This is a genomic window from Dryocola baronae, from assembly GCF_051297175.1.
In the GTDB taxonomy this organism is placed as follows: Bacteria; Pseudomonadota; Gammaproteobacteria; order Enterobacterales; family Enterobacteriaceae; genus Dryocola.
Genome location: NZ_JBINNY010000001.1, coordinates 4,455,648 through 4,468,299, shown reverse-complemented (window position 1 = coordinate 4,468,299; position 12,652 = coordinate 4,455,648). Strand labels below are relative to the sequence as shown.

General features: G+C 47.3%; 8 protein-coding genes and 1 tRNA gene. 3 read left to right on the top strand and 6 right to left on the bottom strand.

The features are described 5' to 3' along the window. Positions 1–49 precede the first annotated feature (49 nt). The 3 genes from ahr to ACSPHG_RS21055 all read right to left on the bottom strand — a co-directional run bounded on the left by ahr (position 50) and on the right by ACSPHG_RS21055 (position 2,821). A complete protein-coding gene (ahr, locus tag ACSPHG_RS21065; RefSeq protein ID WP_435955448.1) occupies positions 50–1,069 on the bottom strand; it encodes an NADPH-dependent aldehyde reductase Ahr in 1,020 nt (339 codons plus the stop codon). Between the two features lie 151 nt (positions 1,070–1,220). After that, positions 1,221–1,799, bottom strand: a complete 579-nt coding sequence (locus ACSPHG_RS21060) for a class I SAM-dependent methyltransferase (protein ID WP_435955447.1) — start codon at positions 1,797–1,799, stop codon at positions 1,221–1,223. Further along, positions 1,799–2,821 carry an HNH endonuclease family protein gene (locus ACSPHG_RS21055; RefSeq protein WP_435955446.1) on the bottom strand — a complete coding sequence of 341 codons (1,023 nt, stop codon included), beginning with the start codon at positions 2,819–2,821 and terminating at the stop codon, positions 1,799–1,801. Before ACSPHG_RS21055 ends, ACSPHG_RS21060 begins: the two co-directional genes overlap by 1 nt. Before the next feature lie 275 nt (positions 2,822–3,096). Here ACSPHG_RS21055 and ACSPHG_RS21050 point away from each other — a divergent pair. Continuing rightward, positions 3,097–3,181: transfer RNA gene (locus tag ACSPHG_RS21050), tRNA-Leu, on the top strand. A gap of 265 nt (positions 3,182–3,446) precedes the next feature. Further along, positions 3,447–3,698 (top strand): CopG family ribbon-helix-helix protein, encoded by a 252-nt coding sequence (locus ACSPHG_RS21045; protein WP_435955445.1) that lies wholly within the window; start codon positions 3,447–3,449, stop codon positions 3,696–3,698. A 175-nt stretch (positions 3,699–3,873) separates the two neighbouring features. Here ACSPHG_RS21045 and ACSPHG_RS21040 read toward each other — a convergent pair whose 3' ends face one another. The 3 genes from ACSPHG_RS21040 to ACSPHG_RS21030 are packed head-to-tail and all read right to left on the bottom strand — an operon-like array spanning position 3,874 to position 10,944. Next, a complete protein-coding gene (locus ACSPHG_RS21040; protein ID WP_435955444.1) occupies positions 3,874–7,083 on the bottom strand; it encodes a type I restriction endonuclease subunit R, EcoR124 family in 3,210 nt (1,069 codons plus the stop codon). 14 nt (positions 7,084–7,097) lie between these two features. Then, complete coding sequence (locus ACSPHG_RS21035; RefSeq protein WP_435955442.1) at positions 7,098–8,351, bottom strand: restriction endonuclease subunit S; 1,254 nt, start codon at positions 8,349–8,351, stop codon at positions 7,098–7,100. Position 8,352: 1 nt separating this feature from the next. Beyond that, positions 8,353–10,944, bottom strand: coding sequence for a type I restriction-modification system subunit M (locus ACSPHG_RS21030; RefSeq protein ID WP_435955441.1), 2,592 nt, complete (start codon positions 10,942–10,944; stop codon positions 8,353–8,355). A gap of 581 nt (positions 10,945–11,525) precedes the next feature. On the opposite strand from ACSPHG_RS21030, the gene ACSPHG_RS21025 reads away from it, so the two are divergent. Then, complete coding sequence (locus ACSPHG_RS21025; RefSeq protein ID WP_494516577.1) at positions 11,526–12,515, top strand: restriction endonuclease; 990 nt, start codon at positions 11,526–11,528, stop codon at positions 12,513–12,515. The last annotated feature ends 137 nt before the right edge of the window (positions 12,516–12,652 follow it).

The window sequence follows — 12,652 nt, the reverse complement described above, 5'->3', positions numbered from 1 at the left end:
CCCATCCGCGACTCACATCTAAGGCTCCTTCACAGGAGCCTTTTTAACATCAAAAATCCGCCTTCAACACCACGCGGTAACGGGCCTTGCCGTCGCGCACGTGCTGGATAGCTTCGTTGATTTTCGACATCGGGAACAGCTCGGTCTGCGGTGCAACCTTCGCGCGGCCCGCCAGCTTCATCAGCGTGCGCAGCTCGTGCGGGGAGCCGGTCGCGGAACCGGTAACGCTGCGGTCGCCTGAAATCAGCTTAAAAGCCGGAACGGCGAACGGCTTCATCACCGCGCCGACGGTGTGGAACTTGCCGCCGTAGGCCAACGCTTCGAAGTACGGCAGCCAGTCCAAATCGACGTTTACGGTATTAATGATGAGATCGAACTGCCCGGCGAGCGCCGTCAGCGCCTGCGGATCGCGGCTGTTCACCACCTTATCCGCGCCCATTTTCAGGATCTCCTGCTCTTTTGCCGGATTGGAGCTGAACGCCGTCACCTCGCAGCCCATGGCGTGCAGCAGCTTGATGGCGATATGCCCAAGGCCGCCGATACCGATAACGCCCACGCGGCTGGTGGCCGTCACGTTGTGGATCAGCAGCGGTTTAAACACCGTGATACCGCCGCACAGCAGCGGGCCTGCGGTTTCGATATCAATCGCGTCCGGTAGTGGAATGACCCACTGCCAGTCCGCACGAATTTTATCGGCAAAGCCGCCGCGGTTGGCGATCGTCGCCACGCTGCCTTCCTGACAGTTCACCTGGTTGCCGCTGATGCACGCATCGCAGTGCCCGCAGCTGCGCGCCGTCCAGCCGATGCCCACGCGCTGGCCAACCTTCAGCCCTTTATCCTGCGCCGCGCTGCCGAGCGCATGCACGCGCCCAACCACCTCGTGGCCCGGCACTAACGGGTACTGTGACACGCCCCATTCGTTATCGATCATCGACAGGTCGGAGTGGCAGATCCCGCAGTATTCCACCTTGATTTCAACGTCCTCTGGCAGCAGTTCACCCGCGTCGAATTCGTAAAGCTCAAGTTCTGCACCGGCCTTAGAGGCGGCGTAACTTTTTATCTTAGACATGTGATTTCCTTAGCGTTGGTTCAGCAAGGAAGTGTAGAGCATGACGGGAGTCAGGGGGGATTGCAGGATGTGCGGTATGGAGGGGGGGCACTGCAGTGGGAACCTCGATCTACTCCCTTTCCTGGGGGAGAGGATTGGGGGGAGGGCGTACCTATCCCTTTCTCAACACCGCATTCAACCACACCTCATCGCGCCCTGGCCGCTTATCCTGCGTCGTCCAAAGCGAGACTGATGCTATCCCTGGAGTCGCCTCAAGCAAAGCCTGCAAACCTGCCTCATTCATATCGGTAAACCTGCGGCCATCCTTTTCGCGCTCGCCTTCGCCGTATTTAAACGACACATACCAGATGCCGCCGGACTTAAGCGCACGAGCGAGTTTCTGCATCACTTTGGGAAGCTCGGACGCGGACACGTGAAGCAGGGAGGCGCAGCACCAGATGCCGTCGTAATGCTGTTCGACGTTCACGTCCGCGAATGTCATTTGCTGTACCGGAAGCCCGGTATGCTGCCGCGCCAGCGCGACCATTTCGGAGGAAGCATCGAACGCTTCAACCCGGTAACCCATCTCGGAAAATGCCTTTGCATCACGCCCGGAACCGCAGCCTACGTCCAAAACCCGCGCGCCTGGCGCAAGGTGTCGGGTGAAAGATTCGTAAAGGGTCGTCATATCGACATTGACCGTGCCATCGAAAAATGTCCGGGCGTAGGTTTGATAGTAATTAATCGACATCAGAGTATCAGTTCCCCATTTGTGGAAGGTTTCCAGGGCACGCGCGTACCGATGGCGGCGACGTTCCACTGCGCGTTTAAAAAGCGCCTACGCAGGATCTCATGCCCGCCTGTCTGGTTTTTAATCGCCTCGTGCAGCGGCAGTTTACTGTTAATAAAATACTCATTGCGCGTGTTAAGCCGCTCCAGCAGATCCAGGCTTGGGATCTGCGCGTGCTTCCCGTTCGGCCCGCGATTGCACTCCCGGCACGCCAGCACCAGGTTCCAGACGCCGTTCAGGTTTATCCCCGGCAGGGCTTTTTGCGCCATCAGCGGGATAAAATGATCCACTTCCGCAAGCTGCGCATCTCCGGAATGCAGGCTAATCGGCGCGTTGCAGTAAAAACAGTAGCCCTTCTGATAGCCATTCAGGCTGTTGCGGCAGCTTGTCAGCGTGATTCTGTCGTTCTTAAGCTGCGTAAAAAGCACCTGCTGATTCTCGTCGTAATGTACGTCCAGCAGTTTCGGCGGCAGCGCCATCTCCCACGCCTTTTCCACCAGGCGCCAGCGCGCGTCCGTTTCGTGAACCAGGTTATCAAACTGAGCAGATTCAGCGAGCCGATAGAACTCATCCGTCAGAAAAATAGCTTTACTCGCCCCGCCTTGCTTAACGTAAAAGCGCTTCTCGATTTCGCCGCCTTTCACGTTGTGAAACTTATCCAGCACCACCGAGAACCCGTAGCGCACCGTCATCTGTCGGAGCTGCTCCGGGGATATCTCGCCGTTATTGAACTGCATGCAGGCGGTAAGAAACCTGCCGGGATTTTTCACGTTGAGGATTTGCTTGGGTGCCTGCTTCAGGTGTTCGCAGATGTGCCTGCTGAACGGCACCGCCAGATCCTCAAGCAGGATAAGCGCGTTATGGCGCTCCACGTCGTATAGCGCATGCGCCAGAGCAAACTTGTAAGTTGCGAAGTTGCTTCCAAAAAGGATGACGCCGCGCCAGTAGCTTTCAAGCGTGGGGTCGGCCTGGTAAAAACGCATACACGATTCCTGGTTAAGATTTGGCAAAGCAGAAGGGGGGGTAATTACTAAAACCCGTAACGGGATCACATAACAAATGAAAGGTGATGTAAACGGCGCAGGAATAGATTTCGTGAATTTGTGAAGCGGCGCGGTAAGAGAACGGAGCAGCAGCGTCAGAGGGACATTGAGTGAGGCGCTGTATTTTTCAGCAGTTAGCGCAAGTTACGCAGAGCGGAGCTTGCAAGGTAGCGAGCGACAGGTATAATCCACAACGTTTTCCGCATACCCTTCGTGCCGAAGTGGCGAAATCGGTAGACGCAGTTGATTCAAAATCAACCGTAGAAATACGTGCCGGTTCGAGTCCGGCCTTCGGCACCAACGATATGCAAATCAAGCTACCTACGGGTGGCTTTTTTTGTGCCTGAAATCCGCGCCATATGAGGCCTCTTGCGATTTCCCTCTCAACTTTTGATGACGTCTATACACCATTCGCTATTTTCAGAATGGGAGTTGGCACTGTCTGGAACTTGTGGGGAAGCAGTATCCGATGGCGTTGCCAGTGAAAAGAGGCTGATGTTTTTGTAAGCATAGCTATGCTAAATTTAATAGAAATTATTAAATGTTATTAAACGAGGTAGCCCCTATGGGTCCGCTTACTAAAAAGCAAACTATCAGCGCACAGATACCAGTTGAGCTAGCCATAGCCGTAGAAAATCTCGCTATTGAATTGGATCGTTCTAAGAGCTGGATTATTAAGGAGTCGTTGATCAATTTTATGGCTGAAAGAGAACGGTGTCACCAGAGCATCCTGGCTGGTCTTGCAGATGTGGATTACGGTCGCGTGGTAAACCACTCGGACATGGTAGATTTTGTTAATCGTTTAAAGAAAGACTGATAATTAGAAATTTACTTGATGCGGTAAGGGATTTACTTGACGATTAAGGATGCTTTGAAAATATGTACTATGCGGCAATGAGGCATTTTATTATGGTGTTAGGTGACCGCTTGAGCGATCACCTATATAAATTCGATTAAGGTTACTTAGAATAATGTACAGGGTTGGGTCTTCTTTACATCACGACACCAACAACATCTTTGTCACTTAGGAAATCATTCGTTTGTGCAAAGATAAACTGCTTTAAAAACTGATCTATGCGTATATTCAATTTAAATGGAGGTATGATTACACCGTCTTGTTTTTCAAAATAGATCTTGGCTTTTGCCTTATCTACCGAATCTTTTAATGCGTCGAAGCGACCAAACTCGTTGAGATTCTTATCATTAACACTATCAGCCATTAATGCGATGAGTAGCCCTTTATCTAAAGCAAGAGCATCAACCACCGCGTTTAATTGCGCATTTTCAGCGTTATCTTTGTAGGTGTTGATGTAGTCTCTAAAAGTATGGCCTTCAACTAACTGCGCATCGCCACGTTGCAAGTCGTGCAAGAAAAGCTTGGCGTACTTTTGCTCACTTTGGGTGAGTGATGCAAATGACTTATGCAGCTCATTTAATGTGGTTTCGATGCTCGTCGAGTCTTGATGTTGGTTCAGCTCTTTTAAATATTTATCAAAGCGGCTGTTCATATAGTCTGCATCAATTTTGCCAGTATCTATTTCAGTTAAATAACCACTGATATCAAAAGGCACATCGCCGCCACCTGCGCCATCGCTATCACCTTTGGCTATTAACTCTTTATAGCGCAGGACCAGGCTCAGGTAAGTTTGTTCGTCTATGTCCAGCGTTACCTCATGTTCTATATCATTTTCAGTAAAGGAATAGACTGACTGTTCCCAATGCAAACCTTGTACTTTAGCCGCTTCCAGGTGCTGGCTAAAGGTGTTAAATAATTTGGCGAATTGAGCACAGGCTTCTATATCGTCTGGCAGTTTTTCAAAGTTCTCAACACCCGTACTGGTAAACAGCTCGGTAATTTCCACTACTAATTCATTCATGGCTTTAAGATTGCTTTCTAACCTATCAACAAATAAGCCGATAGGTCTATCGCCGGAATAGAGTTTTACCGCATCGTTAATGTGCTGCTCCATGGTGTGTGGATAGCGATAATAACGGATGATGCCGTGGGGTTTGTCGGGGCCAAACAAGCGATTGGTGCGCGAGAACGCTTGAATAATATTTTGGTATTTAATCACTTTGTCTAAATACAAGGTATTAAGCCATTTAGAGTCAAAGCCAGTGAGCATTTGATCCACCACGATCAATAAATCTAATTGCTTTGAAGGCTCTGTGTGAATGCGCTCGTAGGGCTTTTTATGGGCAAGGCGTGCCGCTAAATCTTTTTTAAAGGCTGCATGGCGGGCAAAATCAAAATCCTGGCCATAACGCGCGTTATAGTCGGCCATAATCTCTTCCAGGCCATCGCCTTTAAAGGTGGGGCCACGGTCGCCACTGCCGTCGTTATCAATATTTGGGTCAAACAAAGTCGATACTTTAAGTTCAGGTTTAGCGGCTTTTAAACGGCGGTAATAGTCAATGGCTTCGGCAATGCTGTTAGTCGCCAAAATAGCGTGAAATTTATTGCCTTGGCTGAGCACATCCCATTTATCCAAGATGTCACTCACGACTTTTTCTTGGTGGGTATCAGTTAAATATTGGCTTTTAGGCACATAGTCCTCAATGCCTTTGTGGTACTTGCCTGTGGCGTCTTTATAGCCAGCCATAGGTACATCTTTCATAAAGTGGTTAAACTTTTTCTTTTTGGCCGGGTTATCCATGGCCTCCATCACCGAGTTGGCTTTGGCTTGCTCTAACGCGACCGCTTGTCTTAGATCACTGTCTCTAAAGGTGGGCACTTTGTAAGGGTCAAAACCAAGTACGTTGCCATCGCGTATGCCATCGGCAATGCTATAGCGGTGTAGCTCGTTGCCAAATACGGTACTGGTGGTATTGCCGTTTTTTTCGTTTTCTTCTTGAATTGGTGTACCGGTAAAGCCAAAAAACAGGGCGCGCGGAAAGGTACGCTTAATAATAATCAGCATGTCGCCAAAGGTAGAGCGATGCGCCTCATCGACAATAAACACCAAACGCTTAGCGCGAATTTTTTCAATATCCGCAGAGTTTGTGGCCGTACCTTCATCGTCTACCGCTTCAAAAATATTACTCATTTTTTGAATAGAGCTAACAATTAACGTATCGGCGGGGGCGGTGCTTTTTAGTTTGGTAATGAGTACGTGCGTATTTTCGGTGGCTTGAACGTCTTCACCATCACCAGCAAAATTGCGGTATTCCGCGAGTGACTGGGTGCCCAGCTCAATCCTATCCATTAAAAAAATCACTTTATCGGCGTCTTTCGATTGCGCAATCAACTGTGCCGATTTAAAGCTGGTCATGGTTTTACCCGAACCCGTGGTATGCCACACATATCCCCCGAGGCGATCGGGGTTATTGGCCGCGCTACCCAGTTGTTGCCAGTTGGTTTTGGCGACTTTGTCAGATATCGCATTGGCGGCGTAATACTGATAGCTGCGCATGACTTTCAGCACGCCGTCGGTATCGTCGGCAACGGTATAAAAGCCAATCAACTGGTGTGCCATGGGGATAGACAGCAAGGTAGAGGCGATGTCTTTCCAGTGGTTCATGGGCTCGTTATTAAAATCGGCCCAGTTAAACTGATAGTCCGGGTTAAACTTGCCGTCTAGCCCGGGGTTGGCAAAGTATTTTGTCTCATTTGGTTCCATTGCCACATAGACCTGGATAAGCGAAAGCAAGCCGCTAAATACACCCTCTTTGCTGTATTTTTCAATTTGGTTTACTGCCTGGCTAACCGGAATAGCACTGCGCTTCAACTCTACATGGATCACCGGCATCCCGTTGATCAGTAACAGCACATCGCCGCGTCGGTCGTTACGTAAAGGGCTTCCGCGTTCAAATTTTGGCTGTTGCACAATTTGGTAACGGCTCTGGCCGGCGGCGATTTCCTGACGATCGTATATTTTTAAGCTGACCTCTTTGCCCATATGCAAGGTATCGGCTGGGTTATCGCGCTTAATTGCCACGGTTTTACCGTTAATTAAGCCGTTGAGCTTGAGCGGGGTTTTAAGCTCTTTGATTTGCTCAATAATTTGCTGCATTTCCGTATTGGTTAACGGCACATCATTTAAGCGATCCCGTTGGCGATTATTTTCAAACAAAATGTTTGCCCAATTTTGCAGCAAATCGGCTTCAGTTTTGTTTTTGAGTATCTCTGTTTCCCAGCCTTTATGGGTCAGTACTTCAATAAAGGCCTGCTCAAATTGCGCTTCGGTTTTAAAGGTAATCATGATGGCGCTCCCTGTTAGACAAACATTTTGCTTAAGCAGGCCTGCTTAATGTTATTGAGTTTGGTGACTTGTTGTTGGTGTTGATTGATCAATGCGTCGAGCTTTTGGAAGTAGTTGCCGATTTGGGTTTGTTCTGACTCAGAAGGCGCCATATAACTATAAATATTCAGTTCATCCCTATTTATCTTTGGCATGCCCGTGCGCGACGAAACTGAAACCGTATATTTGTAAAAGTCTTCGGTATGAAGAATTGCAAATAAATAGTTTTGAACTACTCCATTTTTGGTATTCAATACATATGCATCTGCACTAGCAAGCCCTTCAAAAGGTGCGATAACATACTTTGCTAGTTGGGGGTTGATTTTTCCATAAATTATATCACCCTTATTAAAATGGAATTTTCCGCTTATTAAATTGCTATCTTTTACTTTCAATACATTATTGTAAAATCTTCCCGTGAAAGATTCGATATTTCCTGGGCCGACATGAAATAACTCACCATACTGGCAGTTTCTCGGATCTACCATGTTTGTTGAAATATCAACCGTATCGCTCCAACTGCGTTCCACCCACTCCCCATTAAACCCTTTAAAGCGAATTTCTGGGATGGCTTCGCCCTTTTTGGGAAACATTTTTTCCAGCATGGCTTTTTTAATGCTGCTGAGTTTGTCATGCTTTTGTTGGTGTTGGTTGATCAGGACATCTAGTTTTTGGAAGTAGTTGCCGATTTGGATTTGTTCTTTTTCTTTCGCCGGCGTCCGAAACTCTAATTCAAGGACTGCTGGCTTTGAGATGTTTTTCATTGAACCTGAGGTTCCTGTGGCCAAATCCGATAGAGCTCGTCGTCCTTTATCTGAACCCAATATGTAGGCTAGGAATTTCAAGTCACCTATAGACGATGGTTTTGCAGCCCAAAGTCTGTCAGGTAAGAAATAGTTAGCGTAGCTTTTGCTGATATATGCATTGGCTCCTACTAATGCAGGAGTATTCATTCTGCTAATGATGATTGTATTTTCTAATACTGGTTCTTTTAAACGACTTATTTCTTCCGTCTTAAATACAACCTTATTTTCGTTCGGTTCAAAAAATCCATTGGTTACACAACTTGTTTTGAGAATACCAAACTCGTTTTCGTTAGCAGGTCTATCACCAGAGTTTACGCTTACACCAGCATCCAGTGTGCTTATAAATGTGACCAGTGGGTATTTCTCCCACGCCTCACTAAACCCCTTAAACCGAATCTCCGGCATCTTGTTATCCACACTCATCTTATTCACCCTTCAATAAGTTGGTGAGTTCAGCCAAGCCTTGCAGATCAAACTCATTACCCGTGAGCTCGCCCATCATTTCCGCCAGTGCTTGCTCGGTGGTTTTTATCTCATTGGCCACCTGTGAGTAAGTGACGGCGTATTTATCAGCAAGGGCTTGCACCTGGCTAGTCAATTGGCTAATCACGGCGTTTGGCATAGCAGCCAGTTCGGTGCTTAATGGCGCAATCCATTTAAGGTGCAGCAGGTTGTTCACTTGCTCATCGATTAAGGTTTCTATGGTTGTTTTGGTTTTTAAGTGCAGGGCAGTGGCGGCCTCTTTAACCGTTTTTTTCAGGGCTTTTTCTTCATCGATTAATTTGCTTGCGCGAATGACTTTGGCTTCATAGCTTTCTTCTGCGAATTTAACTTTGCTGTCTTTTTGTTCTTTCATGAAGGCCTTGGCGGCTTTGCTTAACTCGGCATTGGCAAAGCCGTCTTTACTCTCTTTTACCGTATCTTGTTCTTTTTCTTCTTCGGTCAGAGATTCTAAAATTTCTTCCAGCGCGCTAGCGATTTCTGCCAGGCGTGTTTCTTTATCTGCCAAAGCTTTTAAGTCATGACTCAAATAAGTTTGTTGCACTAAATCAAAGGGCAGTATGTGACCTTTCCAGCCGTCTTGTACTTCGGTGTCTTTGCCGTCTTTCTTCTTGATGACAATATTAGGGTCAACTTGTTTGGTGGCGGCAAAGCCTTCGGTTTGCATCATCTCTAAATCGGCGCTGATGGTTTGCCATTGGTTGTTCAGAAATTGGAAAGCCTGATATTTGTCGATTAAGGCAATCGGAGCTAAACGAGCAAATAGCTCGGCACTTAATGCCGCCTCTTGTTGGTTACGCTGTACGCTTTTCCAGTTTTGTATTAGCTGGGCGTGTAGCTGGTCATCAAAGCCATTGAAGGCTTGGTTGTAGGCACTGATAAACGCTAACACTTGCGGGTGCGTGCTAATGCAGGCGTTAACGTCTTTTTTGGCAATGGCCAGTTCACTGTAAGCGGCTGATTTTGGCTTAAACAGGGCACCGTGCAATTGCGGGAAGGATTGCCAAAAATTGTGTAGCTCGGCAATTTCGCTGTTGGGAATGCCGCCGAGCATGGTGGCGTGTAAATCCCAGCTTGGTGCTGGTGCAGAGGAATCCACATAGCGCGGTATGTTGAGGTTGTAAGCGTTGTCGCGCAGGGTTTGTTTGCTCACCAGTTGCGAGAACTTGTCGATACTTTCGCGGTTAATCACCGCATCAGTAATGCGCTTGATGTCGCTGGCTTGCAGTTTGTTATTTTTGCCTTCTTTCATAAAGTGTTTGGAGGCATCGACCACCAATACATCGGTGTTTTGGCGTTTTTGCTTGAGTACTAAAATCACCGTGGGAATGCCGGTGCCAAAAAAGATATTGGCCGGTAAACCGATAACAATATCAATGTGATTCTGCTCAATGAGTTGCTTGCGAATTTCACCTTCTTCACCGCCACGGAATAAGACACCATGGGGCAGCACAATAGCCATAATGCCATCGGGTTTTAGGTGGTAGAGATCGTGCAGCAAAAAAGCAAAATCGGCTTTGGTTTTAGGTGCAAGGCCAAAACGTGAATAGCGTGGATCGCTGTCTTTAAAGCTGGGGTCCCAGTTTTGTGAATAAGGCGGGTTGGAAACTACAGCATCGACATGCAAGGCGTAGTAAGAGCCTTGTGGATCGCTTTCATCAAAATACGGCCAATCGTCTTCTAAGGTATCGCCATTACGGGTTTTAATGTTGCTGGCTTTGATACCACGCATGATGAGGTTCATACGGGTTAGGTTGTAGGTGTTGGCTTTTAACTCTTGGGCGAAATAGGTGATGCTGTCTTTATTTTTAGCGTATTTCTCGACCGCCTCACCGATATTGATCAGCAACGAACCAGAGCCGGAAGTAGGGTCGTAAATTTTGATGGTATCTTTGTGTTTTAACTCATGGGCGATGATGTTCGACATGAGTACCGAAACTTCATGAGGCGTGTAAAACTCACCGGCTTTTTTACCTGCGTTCGCGGCAAATTTTTCAATCAGGTATTCGTAAATGTAGCCCAGTACGTCATACCCTTGATTGCTATTCATCGGGATGCTTTTGATCAGGTGCAGTAAGTCGCTAATGGCTTTAGTGCGTTTGCCTGCGCTTTCACCCAGTTTGCTCAAACCTGTTTCTAAGGTGGTAAAAATGCCATCGAACAGTTTTTTGTAAGTTGGCGAAATCAAACGGCTAAAGGCGGAGAGCGCATCACGCACGTTAGACTCATCAAATTCGGATGTTGGATCAATCCATGTAGAAAACAGATTATCGTAGGCTATAAAGTAGCCCAGGCTGTCTTGCACGAATTTAACGGTGTCGGCGTCTTCTTCATTGAGGGCTTTGATGTCTTCGGGCGTCATACCCTGTCTGGTGACAAACTGCACTAGCTGGTCGCTTAGGTACTTGTAGAAGATAAAGCCGAGTATGTAATCTTTGTATTCATTGGCTTCAATTTTAGAACGCATCTGGTTGGCTGATTCCCAGATTTTTGCCGCAAGTTGCTGTTTATTCACTATAAGTCCTGTTAAAAGCAATTTTTTTCGTAAAGGGCTATTTTAGGTTTTTGATTGTACGTTTGATAAGAGCTCCTTGCCAGCGGGGAGACTTCAAGATGCAAACAGAACCTGATGTGCTAACGGAACACAACGAGCTTATCCTTTCTAACATTAATCAACATATAGTCCGTGGTCGTGATTGCGCATTTTACAGGTTGAGCAACCCATCCAGTAGCTTGATGCGGTATCCCAATAAACATCGGTAATCGGTAGCATGGCGACGCGATATTGGGTGAAGAAAGCTATACATCGCCACGATAGCTGGCTGACAGAAAAGGTGGAGAAAGCTTTGCCTGCTATCCCCCGCAATATAGATGGCAGTATCTGGCATAACCTGGTAATGATATCCGGCATTATGACCTTGATGGATACTCAGGTTCGCGGCCAGTGTCATAAGAACCTTTAGGAGGTCCACCTCCAATTATCAGGAAATGTCAGCGGATAATTGTGTAGATTTTTGACGCCTTTAGCTAACAAGCATATGATCCGCCTTAATTTATTTTATTCTTGAAGGGACAGGTATGGGCAATAAAATGTGGATGATTCGCGGCGATGGCGGCAAGCTCTATGAGGATTTTCGCGATAAACAAATTGTAGGTATTGGTTGGTCTTTGCTTGCACCTTTGGTTAAACCGGGCCTATCCCGAGCTCAGCTACTCGCCTTATATCGAGAAGCCGATCCGCTAACCAAATTAGGTACTGCTCGTTCTGGTGCATCCCAAGTATGGCGTTTTGTGAATGAGATTCAAAAGGGCGATTGGGTCATCACATATTCTCCTGCCAACCGTACTTACCTGTTAGGAAAGGTAATATCCGACTTCCAGTATCATCCAGAATGGATTGAAGACGGAATGGGGATTGCCCGGCAGGTCAAATGGAACGGGGAAGAGATTGACCGTGACAGGTTGTCTACCGCAACAAAAAATACATTAGGTTCCACGCTTACGGTTTTCCAGCTTCCGGAATATGCATTAGAAGAGCTACTACAGGATAAGAAACCTACAGCCGATGCTGTTCCTCAGGTTTCCATTACACTGGATGAGGATGAAGTTATTTCTGATCCGCTTCGTGATATGGAAATGTTGGCGTTTGAGGGCATTAAAGATCGAATCAATTCTCTCGATTGGGATGAGATGCAAAATCTTGTTGCCGGAGTCCTACGCAGCATGGGGTATAAAACGCAGGTTTCACCTGCGGGGGCCGACCGGGGTAAGGACATCATTGCTTCACCTGATGGATTCGGTTTTGAAAATCCACGTATTATTGTTGAGGTGAAACATCGTAGAGAGCAGATGGGAAGCCAACAGATACGCAGCTTTATTGGTGGCCGCCATAAAGACGATCGCGGACTCTATGTAAGTACCGGAGGCTTTAGTAAGGATGCTCGCTATGAGGCCGATCGCTCGACGATACCTTTGACACTTTGGACATTGGATGATCTGGTGAGAGCCCTTATCGAAAACTACGAGCAAGTTGATATTGAGACCAAGCTTTTGGTTCCTCTCAAGAAAACATTCATACCTGCTTAGTCCTTGTCTCGGCCGCCATAGTGGTATTTTACTGCTATGGCTTCTTGCCTGCTGGCGGTGTCTGATTTTTGTATGAGTCCGGCCATCAACATATTCAAAGCTGCCACAGGCAGCTTTTTTAAACCTAATGCCAATAT

Coding starts and splice junctions, on each gene's coding strand:
- ACSPHG_RS21035 (WP_435955442.1), bottom strand. CDS start 8,351: ATGAGTGTGGATAACAAGATGCCGGAGATTCGGTTTAAGGGGTTTAGT.
- ACSPHG_RS21055 (WP_435955446.1), bottom strand. CDS start 2,821: ATGCGTTTTTACCAGGCCGACCCCACGCTTGAAAGCTACTGGCGCGGC.
- ACSPHG_RS21025 (WP_494516577.1), top strand. CDS start 11,526: ATGATTCGCGGCGATGGCGGCAAGCTCTATGAGGATTTTCGCGATAAA.
- ACSPHG_RS21045 (WP_435955445.1), top strand. CDS start 3,447: ATGGGTCCGCTTACTAAAAAGCAAACTATCAGCGCACAGATACCAGTT.
- ahr (WP_435955448.1), bottom strand. CDS start 1,069: ATGTCTAAGATAAAAAGTTACGCCGCCTCTAAGGCCGGTGCAGAACTT.
- ACSPHG_RS21060 (WP_435955447.1), bottom strand. CDS start 1,799: ATGTCGATTAATTACTATCAAACCTACGCCCGGACATTTTTCGATGGC.
- ACSPHG_RS21040 (WP_435955444.1), bottom strand. CDS start 7,083: ATGATTACCTTTAAAACCGAAGCGCAATTTGAGCAGGCCTTTATTGAA.